This window comes from Streptomyces sp. NPDC048612, assembly GCF_043199295.1.
Classification (GTDB): domain Bacteria; phylum Actinomycetota; class Actinomycetes; order Streptomycetales; family Streptomycetaceae; genus Streptomyces.
On the sequence record NZ_JBICVV010000025.1, the window covers coordinates 83001 to 98300 of the forward strand.

A 15300-nucleotide genomic window follows, 5' to 3' on the forward strand; every position below is an offset into this window, starting at 1 on the left:
GGTGGCCTGGCGCGGATGGGCACCACGACATGGCCCTGCCTGACCACGGACGGCCGGTAAGGGGAAGCGCCTCCAATTCTCGCGGTCGCACACCCATGCGGCAACGAGCAATTCCCGCCCGTGACCGGAATCGCCGCAGCTATCCCAAATATCCCCGCGTGTCGCCGTGCGCCGTGCCGCGTTCAGCCCTGTACGGCGAGGACCAGCGGAAACACCTCCTCTGCTCCCGCCCGGCGCAGCAGTCGTGCGGCCATCGCCAGGGTCCAGCCGGTGTCGGCGTAGTCGTCCACCAGCAGCACCGGCCCACCGGCCGCGGCCAGGGCCTGCGCCAACTCCGGCGCCACGCCCAGCGAACCGTGCAGGGCCCGCAGCCGCTGGGCGCTGTTGCTGCGCGGAATCCTGCTGTGCGCACCGTCCTCCGACGAGGTCACCGTGCCCAGGAACGGCATCCGTCCGACCGTGGCGATCCGCTCGGCCAGCGACCGGATCAGCTGCGGACGGCTGTGTGAGGAGAGCGCGACGACGCCCACCGGGCGGGCCGGTGCCTCCGCAGCCCCAGAGGCCCAACCTCCGGGCCCCTTGGCCCAGTCGGCGAGAACTGTGACCACCGCGGCCGCCACATCGTCCGGGACCGGGCCGTCCGGAGCCTGCGGGGCCAGCATCGGGCGCAGCCGGTTGCCCCACCCGATGTCGGAGAGCCGTCCCAGGGCGCGGCCGGTCGCGGCCAGCTCGCCTGCCGGGATGCGCCCCTTGAGATCGACACCGACGGCCGGCAGCCCCGTCGGCCACATCCGTCGCGGCTCGACCTCCACCCCCGGCCGCCCCAGCTCACCACGCGCCGCGTCCAGCGAGGCGGCGGACACCTCGGCGGTGAACCGCGCCCCGGCACAGTTGTCGCAGCGGCCGCACGCCACCGCCGCCTCGTCGTCCAACTGCCGCCGCAGGAACTCCATCCGGCAGCCCGTCGTGGTGGCGTAGTCCCGCATGGCCTGTTGTTCGGCCTCGCGCTGACGTGACACCCATGCATAGCGCTCGGTGTCGTACGCCCATGGCCGGCCGGTGGACGTCCATCCCCCCTTGACGCGCTGCACGGCGCCGTCCACATCGAGGACCTTGAGCATGATCTCCAGGCGCGAGCGCCGCAGTTCGACCTGCGGCTCCAGAGCCGGAAGCGACACCGGCCGGCCGGCGGCCGCCAGCACATCCAGGGTCCGCCGCACCTGCTCCTCGGGCGGGAACGCCAGCGAAGCGAAGTACTTCCAGATCGCCTCGTCCTCCCGCCCGGGCAGCAGCAGCACCTCGGCGTGCTCGACCCCACGGCCGGCCCGGCCCACCTGCTGGTAGTACGCGATGGGGGACGACGGCGAGCCCAGATGCACCACGAACCCCAGGTCGGGCTTGTCGAAGCCCATGCCCAGCGCCGAGGTCGCCACCAGCGCCTTGACGCGGTTGGCGAGCAGATCGTCCTCGGCCTGCTGGCGGTCCGCGTTCTCCGTCTTGCCGGTGTACGAGGAGACGGTGTGCCCCCGGTGCCGGAGGAACGCCGTGACCTCCTCGGCGGCCGCGACGGTCAGTGTGTAGATGATCCCCGAGCCCGGCAGCTCGTGCAGATGGTCCGCGAGCCAGGCGAGCCGGTGCGCGGCGTCCGGCAGCGGAAGAACGCCCAGGCTCAGACTCTCCCGGTCCAGCGGTCCGCGCAGCACCAGCGCCTCGGTGGAGCCCTCGCTCGTCCCGAGTTGTTCGGCGACATCGGCGGTCACCCGTGCGTTGGCCGTCGCCGTAGTGGCGAGCACCGGCACACCGGGCGGGAGATCGGCGAGCATCGTGCGCAGTCGCCGGTAGTCGGGCCGGAAATCATGGCCCCAGTCGGAGATGCAATGGGCCTCGTCGACCACCAGCAGCCCCGTCGCCGCAGCGAGCTTGGGCAGCACCTGATCACGGAAATCGGGGTTGTTGAGCCGCTCCGGGCTCACCAGCAGGACATCCACCTCGCCGGACGCCACCTCTGCCTGGACGGTGTCCCACTCCTCCGTGTTGGCGGAGTTGATCGTGCGCGCGCGGATACCGGCCCGTGCGGCCGCCTCGACCTGATTGCGCATCAGCGCGAGCAGCGGGGAGACGATCACCGTCGGTCCGCTGCCGCGCTCGCGCAGCAGCGCCGTCGCCACGAAGTAGACGGCTGACTTGCCCCAGCCCGTGCGCTGCACGACCAGGGCGCGGCGGTGATCGGCGACCAGCGCCTCGATCGCGCGCCACTGATCCTCGCGCAGCCTGACGTCGTCGCTGGGACGCCCGACGAGGCGGGTCAGGACGGCATCGGCTGCGGCACGCAGATCTTCGTTGCTCATGCCCCCATGCAACCCGATGCCACTGACATCGCGCGAACCCCCGCCCGAACCTGTGGATAACCTCGTCGCCCGCGAGTTATCCACAGGGGTCGCGGTGCGGCGGCCGGTCGCGGGATCTTCGAGCCATGAATCCGCACAGCGAACCGAGCAAGCGCGCCGACGACAGCAACCCCGCCCCCACCTCCTCTCACCCGCCCAAGCCTTCGGCGCCTGCCAACTCCCCCCGCCTGCCCAAGCCCTCGGCACCGGCCGACCCGCCGAGCACTGCCAGGCCCTCCGACCCCATCCCTCCCGCGCACCGCACCGGCGCCGAGGGACCGGCCGGCCAGTCCGGTCCCGCGGATGCCACCGACCCTTCTGCGCTCTCCGACCCCGCCTACATCGCCGCCTCCCCGACCCCGTCCGACCTGTCCCACTCCGCCACCGCCTCCGCCGATGCCGCACGGTCCGCCGACGCCCAGGTCACCCTGCGCAGTCCGGCCGAGCTCGCCGACGCCCTGCCGTATTTCCTGGGCTTCTATCCGGACGACAGCATCGTCATGGTGGCTCTCCACGGTGCGCGCGGACGCTTCGGCGGCCGGGTCAGGCTCGGCATCCCGACCGATACCGCGCAGTGGCCCGATGTCGCCGACCAGCTCGCCGACTGTCTGATCTCTGCAGGCCAGGAGCGTGACAACCGGCCCACGGCGATCATCGCCTACCTGTGCCAGGAGCCCGCCGCGGGCGAGACCGGCAAGGACGTCAAGGACCGCCTCCGCCCCCTCGCCCAGCGGCTCCGAACCGCCTGCGGCACGCTCGACGTACCGGTGCTGGAAGCCCTCTGCCTCTCCAACGGCCGCTTCTGGTCCTACTGTTGCCCCGACTTCCGCTGCTGCCCCGCCGAGGGCACCCCCATGGTCCTGCCGGGCACCTCCGTGATGGCCGCGGCCGCCGCCTACGCGGGAATGCAGGTGCGCGGCTCCCTCAAGGAGATGGAGGCCAGGCTGCAGCCCCGTACCGGGCGCCGGGCCGCCGAACAGGAGAAGGCACTGGACAGGGCGGCCGGTGCACTGGTGCCGCACATGCTCCGGAGGGACGGGGCGGTGACCGTCCGCCGGGACACCCTCGAGCTGGCCACCGCCATGATCCGCCGCTTCCGTCTGGACACCCCCTCGGGCAGCAACCGGGCCCGGGACGCCTGCGACGACGCGCTGATCACCGACGCCGAGGCCGCCCAACTCATTCTCGGCCTCCAGGACCGGGTCACCCGTGACCGCGCGGCGGAGTGGATGGACGGCTCCACCGCTGCACCGGCCCTCCGGCTCTGGCGTGCCCTGGCCCGCCGCTGCGCCGGCGGCTACGCCGAACACGCGGTGGCGCCGCTCACTCTCGCCGGCTGGGTGTGCTGGTCCACCGAGGACGGACCCTCGGCCCGCGTCGCCCTCAGCTGCGCCCTGGCCCTCGACCCCGACTACACCTTCGCCCAGCTGCTGCACCGCGCCATCAACGAAGGCCTCGACCCGGAGCCGCTGCGCCGCTGCCTGCGCGAGCAGCACCAGGAGGCGGCGGCCGCCACCGAGCCGCCCGCGACTGCCACCACACCGGCCGCCAAGGAGACACCGCGGCCCACGAAAAGCCCCCGGCCGACCCGCTCCGGACCCGCCGGCCGCCCCCGGGGACCGCGCGGCACCACCGGTCCGGGCAGCCGTACGACCGACGGGCGCGGCAGGCGCCGAACCGGTCGCGACGGAGACCGGAGCCGGCGGTGACCGGGCCGCTGCTGCGAGGCCCGCGTGACCTGGGCGCAGGCCGGAGCGTTCACCCGAGTGGCGTAATCCGTCCGGAGCCCCGACCTCACCAGGGAGCACAGCGCGTGCCAGGCATCGTCCCCACTGCCCAACCTGCCCGTCGGTTGCCCGGAGCGCGGTGCCCGGCACTACCCCGGGCGCCGCGACCGCAACCCGTCCACTCCTCACTCGTCTGTGTGGCCCTCCCCGCCCTCGCCGTCTCCCCGGCGTCGGGGCAGCTGACCGGCCAGGGCATGGACGGCTTCTACCGCGACGGCCGACGGGTCCTCTCCCGCTGTGAGCTGCTGGTCGCGGGCGAGGAACCACTCGCCGTCCAGGGGCGATTGACCGGAACGGCCCGAGCCCGGTTCGTCGGGACGATCCGTGCGACCGGTGAGCGCGGGCCGGACCCGGAGCTCCACGTGGAGCGGCTGCGGTCCGCCGACGGCACCGAGCGGATCACGTTCCACAGCAGTGCCGCCCGGCCCGTCCGGCTTCCGGTCGAGATCCGGCTGGGCACGGACCTCGCGGAACTCGGCTCCGTCGCCGCCGGCCTCCCGGGCCCCGCCCTGCGGGCCGTGGTTCACGGCTCCAGACTCTGCTGGTCCGGGCCCGGTGTGCACGCGGTGGTGACGGCGACGCCCCGCCCCGCGGACATGCTGGCCTCGGCGGGCCTGCTGCGCTGGGATCTGCACCTGCCGCCCGGTGCCCGCCACACCATCGAACTGCGTGCCGGACTGGAACACGACAAGTCCGGACCGAGCGGCGCCCCGGACAACCACCGGGGCCCCGCTACTGCCCGCATCCCCGGCCCGCGCACCGGGCCGGCCGTCCCGCGGCCACGGGGCGACCGGCCACCGCGTCCCTGGAGCGCGGCCCGCCTGGAATGCGACGACCACCGGGCCGAGACGCTCATGGCGGGCAGTCTCGACGATCTCCACGGCCTGGTGATGCGCGACCCGGCGGCCCCCGCGGACCTGTATGTCGCCGGTGGCTTCCCCTGGCGCTGCGGCCTCGCACCGGTCGAGGCGCTGTGGGCCGCCCGGATGCTGCTTCCCCTGGGCACCCGGCTCGCCGCGGGCACACTGCGTGCGCTCGCCCGTACGCAACAAGCCGCACCAGGACCGGATTTCGGCCGAATCCCAGGCCCTCTCAGAGATGCCGGACCCCATGCCCCACCGAGCTGCACCGGCGTCGAGGCCACTCTCCTCTTCCCGGCCGTACTCGCAGAGGCCCGCCGCTGGGGGCTGCCCGAACGGGAGACGGAGCGGCTGCTCCCCGCAGCCGAGCGCTGTCTGCGATGGCTGAGACGCGTCACCGAGCCGCCAGGCGGCGGTCCCGGGGGCTACGTCCCCGACCCCGCGCCCGGTGGACCGTACCGCTGCGAGACCCAGGCCCACGCCCATCGTGCCGCCCTCCTGGGCGCCGATCTCCTCGACGCCTTCGGAGCCCCCGGAGCGGCGGAGCTACGGGACCGGGCCGACGACCTGCGCACCCGATTCCGGAGGGACTTCTGGCTGGAGGACGGTGCGGGCGGCCGCCCCGCCGCACTGCTCACCGCCGATGGCCGCCCCGTCCCGCACCTCGCCTCCACCACCGCGGCGCTCCTCGACACCGGCCTGCTCGGCGGCGGCGTCCTCGCTCCCGGTCTGCTGGACGCGGCCCAGATCGGACAACTAGCCCGCCTGCTGGGCAACCCGGCCATGGACTCCGGATGGGGGCTGCGCGGGCTGGGTGCCAAGGAGAGCGGCTACAGCCCCTTCGGCCACCGCAGCGGCGCGGTCCGCGTCCACGAAACGGCGATTGCCGCCGCCGGTCTGGCCGCGGCCGGCCACGAGCGGACAGCCGACGCCCTGACCAGAGGGGTTCTCGACGCGGCGGAGAGCTTCGGATACCGCCTCCCCGAGATGTACGCGGGGGAGCAGCGCACCGGCGACGGCGCCCCCGTGCCGCACCCGGCGGCCTGCCGCCCCGCTGCCGTGGCGGCAGCCGGCGCGGTGTACATACTCGTCGCGCTCGCCGGCCTACGCCCCGATGTCCCCGCCGGCACGGTGTCCGTGCAGCCGCCCGGTACGGCTCCGCTCGGCGCCCTGCAGTTCACCGGACTGAGCGTCGCGGAGGAGCCGTTCGCCGTACGGGTCAGCAGACTCGGCATGGGGGTGGTGGAGACGGCCGCTGACGGCCTGCAGCTGGGGCGGTGAGGTGCTTCGGGCCTGTTTATCGTCAGGCGGACGACTATGATCACGCCCATGCCTCCCTACGACCCGTCGGCCTTCCCGCCCTTCGCTGTCACCGTCGACCTGGTCGTGCTCACCGTGCGCCGCCACGCCCTGTGCGCGCTGGCCGTACGCCGCGGTGAGCCGCCGTTCCAGGGCCGCTGGGCCCTGCCCGGTGGGTTCGTCCGGGCCGACGAGGACCTCGAAGGCGCGGCCGCCCGGGAACTCGCCGAGGAGACCGGCCTGCACGCCCAGTCCCCGGAGGACTCGTCGCCCGTCCCCGGCGCGCATCTCGAGCAGCTCGCCACGTACGGCGACCCCAAGCGGGACCCCCGGATGCGGGTCGTCAGCGTCGCGCACCTGGTGCTCGCCCCCGACCTGCCTGCTCCCCGGGCCGGCGGCGACGCCCACAGCGCACGATGGGCACCGGTCGAGTCCCTCCTGGAACAGGACGACACCCTCGCCCGGGAGGGCGAGCTGGCGGCCCCGCTCGCCTTCGACCACGCCCGCATCCTCGGCGACGGCGTGGAACGGGCCCGTTCGAAGATCGAGTACTCCTCGCTCGCCACGGCCTTCTGCCCGCCGGAGTTCACCGTCGGCGAGCTGCGCAGGGTGTACGAGGCGGTCTGGGGCGTCGCGCTCGACCCCCGCAACTTCCACCGCAAGGTGACCGGGACTCCCGGCTTCCTGGTTCCCACCGGGGGTACGACGACACGTCAGGGTGGCCGCCCCGCACAGCTGTTCAGAGCCGGCGGAGCGACGCTGCTCAACCCGCCGATGCTGCGCCCGGAGGTCTGAGGCTGCCGGGCGCAGCCCAGACACCGTGGGGCTGAAGTTCACCCGCGGTGACACGATGGGCTATCAAGGTTGGGCAATTGCGAGAAAATAGGACATATTGCGGTACCTTGGCTGGGTGAGTCCTTTCGTGTCCCCTGCAGCTCCCGACCGGCCTCACGCCCCGCCAGGGGGGCGACGCCTCGTACCGCCTGACTGTCCGGTGATCCCCGCGGCTCGGGTGCGCCCACCGACGGCGTTCTCGACCGCGAGGTACCGCCCGATCGGGGCGCCACTCCACTAGCGACCGGCGCGAAGGGGGCCGCGGCCGATGGCCGTTGCGCATCGGCTCGCTCGCCCCTGCCTCCCGCCTCTCCGCTCCCGGCCCCGGCGGAGCCTTGGGTGCCGTGGCTCATCGTCGCTGTCGAGTGACCTTTTCGCGGTGCCAGTTGGCCGCGCCATCCACCGGTTACGCGCAGGTGCGAGCGCGGCGCATTCGCGTATTTCGTTCCCCTGTAATGACATTGTTTGCGGTGCTTTTCACGAGACCTCGGTCGAAGTCGCCCTGCCGTTCAGTGGTCGCGTCAAGAGCCCGTTCGGAATCGACCAGGAAGCATCTGTTCGTGATGTGGATCGCACCCCAACACGCAAACGGCGCAGGGGTGTTGTCGCCGACCGGCCTGACCTGCGGTGATGCACCCACGGGGCCTTCCCGCTTCAGCTGCTGATCGAGTAATGCATACGTTTTGGCGCCCTGTTGTAGTGGCCGCTGTCCGCAACTCGCCTGGGAGAGCGCATTTCTTTCCGATAAAGCGTCAATTCAGGGATGGGGGGCGATCACCCTTTCGTGTGCTTTTCACCAAAGACCTCAAGGGTGTTCAGGGTGTCGCCGACAAAAGATGCGTGAGTACCCTTGCGCACACCATGATGACCGCGGCTCGCCCCGGCGACACCGGCCTCGCAGGCCCGGGCGAGCTCGACCGCTACCCCTACGCCAACGCGGCCAACGCCGCGAACGCCAACAACGCAGCCGGCCAGGACCGTGCCGAGCGGGTTTCGCAGGTCTGGGACGGCTCCGAGTCGGACATCGGCCGGGTCGGCCGTCGCGCGGCCGGCAGTCGCGGCCGCGGCCTGCACGGCCAACTCGTCCAGCAGCTCGGCCAGATGATCGTCTCCGGCGATCTCGGCGCCGACCGCCCGCTCGTCCCCGAGGAGATCGGCCAGCGCTTCGAGGTCTCCCGCACCGTCGTCCGCGAGTCGCTGCGCGTGCTCGAGGCCAAGGGCCTCGTCAGCGCCCGCCCGAACGTGGGCACCCGGGTGCGCCCGGTCAGCGACTGGAACCTCCTCGACCCCGACATCATCGAATGGCGGGCCTACGGGCCACAGCGTGACGACCAGCGCCGAGAGCTGTGCGAGCTGCGCTGGACGATCGAGCCCCTCGCCGCCCGGCTCGCCGCGGGCCACGGCCGTGAGGACATCCAGCAGCGGCTGGCGGACATGGTCGAGATCATGGGCCACTCCGCGGCCCAGGGCGACACCATGACCTTCTGCCGCGCCGACGCCGAGTTCCACTCGCTGCTGCTGCAGCTCGCCGGCAACCGCATGCTCGAGCACCTCTCGGGCATCGTCTCCGCCGCCCTGCACGTCTCGGGCGGCTCCGCCGGCGGCTGCGAGCGACCGGTCGAGACGTCTGTGGGCCAGCACATGCGGGTCGTCGACGCGATCGGTTCCGGCGACGCCACGGCAGCCGAGTCCGCGATGCGGCAGCTCCTCGCCGCCCATGGCGAGGTCGTCGGCCAGGGGTCCGGGACGCCCGCGGACCACGTCGTCCCCGCGCCCCGCGAGCACTGAAGGCCGTACTCGACCGCGTACGGACTGTAGGCGCCGCGCGGCCTCCGTGCCCTGCACACCCCTCCGGGCAGGGCACGCCGTACGCGGCGACGGCGCACGGGATCGCCGGATTCGGGGCGTCGACCGAATCCGGCGACAGGTCTTGGGAGGGTTGCATGTCATATGACTGGGAATGGGTCGTTATGGGGTGTGACTCGGGCCACGCAGATTGGGCGTAACGCTCTTCAGGGAAGCGCGATGACTTAAGAGGTGATAGCCGAGGAGGGAATACGAGCGGCGTTCGTGACGCTGTTCAACTCCCCGGTTGCCCCTGCGCCGTCGGTCCATCCCCACCGGCGGTCGTCGGCTCCGATCCACACAGGACGGGGTCGGAAGCCGTTTCCATCGTTCCGAGAGGTTGTTCGTGTCGGCCAGCACATCCCGTACGCTCCCGCCGGAGATCGCCGAGTCCGAGTCTGTGATGGCGCTCATCGAGCGGGGAAAGGCAGATGGGCAGATCGCCGGCGATGACGTGCGTCGGGCCTTCGAGGCTGACCAGATTCCGCCAACCCAGTGGAAGAACGTTCTGCGCAGCCTCAACCAGATCCTCGACGAGGAGGGTGTGACGCTGATGGTCAGTGCCGCAGAGGCGCCCAAGCGCACCCGCAAGAGCGTCGCAGCGAAGAGTCCGGCGAAGCGCACCGCCACCAAGACCGTCGCGGCAAAGGCCGCCACGGTCAAGAAGACCACCGCAGCCGCGGCCCCCGCCCCCATGGCGGACCCGTCGGCCGGTGAGTCCGAGTCCGCGCCTGCGAAGAAGGCAGCGGCGAAGAAGGCGACCGCCAAGAAGACGGTCGCGAAGAAGACCACGGCCAAGAAGGCCACCGCGAAGAAGACCGCGTCCAAGAAGGACGTCGACGAGCTGCTCGACGAGGACGTGACCGAGGAGACCCCGGTGCCCGGCAAGGGCGATGCCCCCGAGGCCGCCGAGGGCACGGAGAACGCCGGCTTCGTCCTGTCCGACGACGACGAGGACGACGCCCCCGCGCAGCAGGTCGCCGCGGCCGGCGCCACCGCCGACCCGGTCAAGGACTACCTCAAGCAGATCGGCAAGGTCCCCCTCCTCAACGCCGAGCAGGAGGTCGAGCTTGCCAAGCGCATCGAGGCGGGCCTGTTCGCCGAGGACAAGCTCGCGAACTCCGACAAGCTCGCGCCGAAGCTCAAGCGCGAGCTGGAGATCATCGCCGAGGACGGCCGCCGGGCGAAGAACCACCTCCTGGAGGCCAACCTCCGTCTGGTCGTCTCCCTGGCCAAGCGGTACACGGGCCGCGGCATGCTCTTCCTGGACCTGATCCAGGAGGGCAACCTCGGTCTGATCCGTGCGGTCGAGAAGTTCGACTACACCAAGGGCTACAAGTTCTCGACCTACGCGACGTGGTGGATTCGCCAGGCGATCACCCGCGCCATGGCCGACCAAGCCCGTACGATCCGTATCCCCGTCCACATGGTCGAGGTCATCAACAAGCTCGCGCGCGTCCAGCGCCAGATGCTCCAGGACCTGGGCCGTGAGCCCACCCCGGAGGAGCTGGCCAAGGAACTCGACATGACCCCCGAGAAGGTCATCGAGGTCCAGAAGTACGGCCGTGAGCCGATCTCGCTGCACACCCCGCTGGGCGAGGACGGCGACAGCGAGTTCGGTGACCTCATCGAGGACTCCGAGGCGGTCGTCCCGGCCGACGCGGTCAGCTTCACGCTGCTGCAGGAGCAGCTGCACTCGGTGCTGGACACCCTCTCCGAGCGTGAGGCCGGCGTCGTGTCCATGCGCTTCGGCCTCACCGACGGCCAGCCCAAGACGCTGGACGAGATCGGCAAGGTCTACGGCGTCACGCGTGAGCGGATTCGGCAGATCGAGTCGAAGACGATGTCGAAGCTGCGTCACCCGTCGCGCTCCCAGGTGCTGCGCGACTACCTCGACTAGTCCCACCCGTCCGGACGGCATCGCGAGCCCGGTCTCTCCCCTCGGAGAGGCCGGGCTCGCGCCCGTCCGGGTGCGCGGGGCAGCCGATTGGGTCACTCTGGGTATGCGCGCACTGCCTCATCGTCAGGAGTCCGAATGCGTCCGATCGCCCACGTTGCCCTCGGAGCCCTCGCGCTGGCCCTCGCCCTGCCGGCCACGGCGGCCGCGGACGAGTCGGTGATCGGGGGCAAGCCCGCTCCGCTGTCCCACAGCCCCTGGGCGGTGGCGCTGGCCTCTCACGAGCGGTTCGGGGCCCAGCGCTCCGGACAGTTCTGCGGCGGCGTGCTCGTAGGGCACTCGACGGTGGTGACGGCGGCGCATTGCCTGAGCAAGGAGGTGCTGGGCGTCCCCTGGCGGCAGGTGAGGGACCTGCGGGTCGTCGTCGGACGTGACAACCTCGCCGGCGGTGGCGGGCAGGAACTCAAGCCCGCGAGGATCTGGGTCAACCCGCGCTACAACAGCTGGACGAACGACGGCGACATGGCTGTCCTCACGCTCGACAAGCCGCTCCCGAACCGGCCCATCCCGATAGCGGGGCGGCAGGACAGCGCCTACCGGCCGGGCAATGCGGCCACGGTCTACGGGTGGGGCGACACCACGGGCGGCGGCAGCTATGCGTCACACCTGCGGGCGGCACATGTGAACGTGCTGCGGGACGCGGTCTGTGCGCGGGCCTATCCGGGAAGTGCCGAGGGCAAGTACAGGGCGCAGTCGATGCTGTGCGCAGGGGAGCCGTCCGGCGGCCGGGACGCCTGCCAGGGTGACAGCGGCGGGCCGCTGGTCGTGCAGGGGCGGCTGGTGGGCCTGGTGTCGTGGGGGACCGGCTGCGGTCAGGCGGGCAGTCCGGGGGTCTATACGCGCGCCACGGCGCTGCTCCCGGCCGTGTCCGCACACGGGGCCGGCTGAGTGGCGCGGGGAGCTGTCAGGCATGGCTGAGCGTACGAGTGCGGGCGGTCTCCCCGGTGGTGTCGGGGAGACCGCCCGCAGTACGGCGCTGGGCCGCTGCTCGCTCGTCGTGGATGCGAAGTGTCAGCGTTCCTCATCGGACGCGGACGCCGGAGAAGCGGTCAGCCGCTCCGTCTCGTCCTGTATTTCCGCGGCGATCTTCTTGAGTTCTGGCTCGAACTTGCGACCGTGGTGGGCGCAGAAGAGCAGTTCTCCGCCGGACATCAGGACGACGCGCAGGTATGCCTGGGCGCCGCAGCGGTCGCAGCGGTCAGCGGCCGTCAGCGGGCTCGCGGGTGTCAGAACAGTAGTCACGTCGCCTCTTCTCTAGCTCGACGAGCTGTCGTACCAGGGTCAACATCCAACCAGGCCGAAATCGTTCCCGCTCGTGCCTTTTCCTCGAAAAAATTCTTCGAGGGGGCCGGGTGCTGCCGGGTGGCGGCGAATGAGCCGTATTGCGTGGTGGTCTGATTCACGTTGGTTGTTGGTCTGTCCCCCCGGCTGGCTTGCCGGTTGTTGATGAGGACGTGCCCGGAGCCTAAATGGTTCATGCCTCGAAGGGAACGTGATGTGCACGTCACTCGGACGTCACCCCAACGAGGTATCGAACGTACGAGCGAAATTCTACTACCATGGTCATGCTTACGGGTGGCGTCACATCGGCTCTACCAGGCCTCGGTACCCTCTGACCGGCGACACCGCCACAACAGAGTCCGCGGAATGCGGGCTGCCAGAAATTCAGCGAGGAGCGAACCGCGTGACCGCCGAGATGTCCGTGCCGTCCACCGCAGTGCTGACCGGGGCAGACCGGGACGGATCCAACTACACCGCGCGGCATCTGCTCGTCCTCGAGGGGCTTGAAGCCGTCCGTAAGCGCCCCGGCATGTATATCGGCTCGACCGACAGCCGGGGGCTGATGCACTGCCTCTGGGAGATCATCGACAACTCCGTCGACGAGGCCCTGGGTGGTTACTGCGACCACATCGAGGTGATCCTCCACGACGACGGGTCGGTGGAGGTCAAGGACAACGGCCGGGGCATCCCCGTCGACGTCGAGCCCAAGACGGGCCTCAGCGGCGTCGAGGTCGTGATGACCAAGCTGCACGCCGGCGGAAAGTTCGGCGGCGGCTCGTACGCGGCCTCCGGCGGCCTGCATGGCGTCGGGGCCTCGGTCGTCAACGCCCTGTCCGCCCGGCTGGACGTCGAGGTCGACCGCAACAGCAAGACGCACTCGATCAGCTTCCGCCGCGGCGTCCCCGGCATCTTCACCGAATCGGGCCCCGACGCCCCGTTCGACCCGGGCAACGGCCTGCTCAAGGGCAAGCGGATCACCAAGACGAAGACCGGCACCCGGGTGCGCTACTGGGCCGACCGGCAGATCTTCCTCAAGGACGCCCGCCTCTCCCTGGAGACGCTGTACGCCCGGGCCCGCCAGACGGCCTTCCTCGTGCCGGGCCTGACCCTCGTGGTCCGTGACGAGCGGGGTATCGACGGCGCCGGGAAGACGGAAGAGACGTTCCGCTACGACGGCGGCATCAGCGAATTCTGCGAGTACCTCGCGCAGGACAAGGCCGTCTGCGACGTCCTGAGGCTGAGCGGCCAGGGCACCTTCAAGGAGACGGTGCCGGTCCTCGACGACCGGGGCCACATGACACCGACCGAGGTCACCCGGGAACTGGGCGTCGATGTCGCGCTGCGCTGGGGCACCGGTTACGACGCGACGATCAAGTCATTCGTCAACATCATCGCGACGCCCAAGGGCGGCACCCACGTCTCCGGCTTCGAGCGGTCGGTCACCAAGACCGTCAACGAGGTGCTGCGGTCGAGCAAGCTGCTGAGGGTCGCCGAGGACGACGTCGTCAAGGACGACGCCGTGGAGGGGCTCACGGCCGTCGTGACCGTACGGCTCGCGGAGCCGCAGTTCGAGGGGCAGACCAAGGAGGTGCTCGGTACCTCCGCCGCCTCGCGGATCGTCGCCCAGGTGGTGAGCCGGGAGCTCAAGGCGTTCCTGACCTCCACGAAGCGGGACGACAAGCAGCAGGCCCGCTCCGTCCTGGAGAAGGTCGTCGCGGCTGCCCGGACGCGCATCGCCGCCCGTCAGCACAAGGAGGCCCAGCGGCGGAAGACGGCGCTCGAGTCCTCCTCGCTGCCGGCCAAGCTCGCGGACTGCCGCAGCGACGATGTCGACCGCAGTGAGCTGTTCATCGTCGAGGGAGACTCGGCGCTGGGTACCGCCAAGCTGGCGCGGAACTCGGAGTTCCAGGCCCTGCTGCCGATCCGCGGCAAGATCCTGAACGTCCAGAAGTCCTCGGTCTCGGACATGCTCAAGAACGCCGAGTGTGGCGCCATCATCCAGGTCATAGGAGCCGGGTCGGGCCGTACCTTCGACATCGACACCGCCCGCTACGGCAAGGTCATCTTCCTGGCCGACGCGGATGTCGACGGTGCCCACATCCGCTGCCTGCTGCTGACCCTCTTCCAGCGCTACATGCGCCCGATGGTCGAACAGGGCCGGGTGTTCTCCGCGGTCCCGCCGCTGCACCGCGTCGAGCTGATCAACCCCAAGAAGGGCCAGGACAAGTACATCTACACGTACTCGGACAACGAGCTGCGCCAGACCCTGCTGGAACTCCAGCGCAAGAAGGTCCGCTACAAGGACAGCATCCAGCGCTACAAGGGCCTGGGTGAGATGGACGCCGACCAGCTCGCCGAGACGACCATGGACCCGCGCCACCGCACCCTGCGTCGCATCAACATCAGCGATCTCGAAGCGGCGGAGAAGGCCTTCGACCTCCTCATGGGCAACGAGGTCGCTCCCCGTAAGGAGTTCATCACCAACTCCGCGTCGACCCTGGACCGGTCGCGCATCGACACCTAAGGGGCGACTGATTCCGATGGGCGCCTCTCCACCGCTGGGGTGGGGAGGCGCCCATCGGCGTCTCTGCCTGGGTGTGATCGCCGCGGTGTGGCGTGGGGTGGGTCGAGAAGGGCCGCAAGGCGCCCGTGAGCGGCTTTGCGTGGCGAGTGGGCATGGGATTCACGGCCCGAGCTTCTGTGTCGCCTGGCCGCCGCTGAGGGCGGTGCTGAGCTGCATGTGGCGGGCGAGGCTCCGTGCCGTGCCGGGCTCAAGAGGGTCTCGTGGCCCGGAAGGGCGCGGCGGGAGGCGCTGACGGACGTGCGCAAGCATGCTCAGAGCGCAGGTGGGCGTGCGGCTTGAACTCTTCGCCTAGGCAGGGCCACGGACCAGGCTTCGGCCCTTCGCTGCGCCCACCGTCAGGGTCTCGCACAGTCGCCCGGACAGTCCCATCACCTGATGGGGTGAAGGATTCGCAATGAAGAGTCCAGGATCTTCCTTTCTGTCCACCCTTGGGCCGCACGGACAACAGACCCGTGCATCAAGGAGA

The 15300-nt window shown here is 70.8% G+C and carries 9 protein-coding genes; 7 read left to right on the forward strand and 2 right to left on the reverse strand.

From position 1 onward, the window contains the following. Positions 1–182: 182 nt before the first annotated feature. Positions 183–2348, reverse strand: coding sequence for a RecQ family ATP-dependent DNA helicase (locus ACGFN2_RS29960; protein ID WP_393365660.1), 2166 nt, complete (start codon positions 2346–2348; stop codon positions 183–185). 125 nt (positions 2349–2473) lie between these two features. Between ACGFN2_RS29960 and ACGFN2_RS29965 the strand changes: the two genes are divergently transcribed. From ACGFN2_RS29965 to ACGFN2_RS29990, 6 genes are all read left to right on the forward strand, one after another. Beyond that, positions 2474–4096 (forward strand): DUF4192 family protein, encoded by a 1623-nt coding sequence (locus ACGFN2_RS29965; protein ID WP_393365662.1) that lies wholly within the window; start codon positions 2474–2476, stop codon positions 4094–4096. Between the two features lie 215 nt (positions 4097–4311). Continuing rightward, positions 4312–6315, forward strand: coding sequence for a glycogen debranching N-terminal domain-containing protein (locus ACGFN2_RS29970; RefSeq protein WP_393365664.1), 2004 nt, complete (start codon positions 4312–4314; stop codon positions 6313–6315). Between the two features lie 48 nt (positions 6316–6363). Next, positions 6364–7128 (forward strand): NUDIX hydrolase, encoded by a 765-nt coding sequence (locus ACGFN2_RS29975; protein ID WP_362605257.1) that lies wholly within the window; start codon positions 6364–6366, stop codon positions 7126–7128. An 825-nt stretch (positions 7129–7953) separates the two neighbouring features. Further along, positions 7954–8955 (forward strand): FadR/GntR family transcriptional regulator, encoded by a 1002-nt coding sequence (locus ACGFN2_RS29980; protein ID WP_362605255.1) that lies wholly within the window; start codon positions 7954–7956, stop codon positions 8953–8955. Between the two features lie 397 nt (positions 8956–9352). Further along, the gene (locus tag ACGFN2_RS29985; protein WP_362605253.1) at positions 9353–10912 is read left to right on the forward strand and encodes an RNA polymerase sigma factor; all 1560 of its coding nucleotides are present in this window, start codon (positions 9353–9355) and stop codon (positions 10910–10912) included. Positions 10913–11047: 135 nt separating this feature from the next. Next, entirely contained in the window at positions 11048–11857 is an 810-nt protein-coding gene (locus ACGFN2_RS29990) for a serine protease (RefSeq protein WP_393365667.1), read from the forward strand. A 123-nt stretch (positions 11858–11980) separates the two neighbouring features. Here the strand turns inward: ACGFN2_RS29990 and ACGFN2_RS29995 are convergent, their stop codons facing one another. Beyond that, positions 11981–12211, reverse strand: coding sequence for a hypothetical protein (locus tag ACGFN2_RS29995; RefSeq protein WP_003981845.1), 231 nt, complete (start codon positions 12209–12211; stop codon positions 11981–11983). A 442-nt stretch (positions 12212–12653) separates the two neighbouring features. On the opposite strand from ACGFN2_RS29995, the gene ACGFN2_RS30000 reads away from it, so the two are divergent. Next, complete coding sequence (locus ACGFN2_RS30000; RefSeq protein ID WP_362605249.1) at positions 12654–14774, forward strand: DNA topoisomerase IV subunit B; 2121 nt, start codon at positions 12654–12656, stop codon at positions 14772–14774. Positions 14775–15300 lie beyond the last annotated feature (526 nt).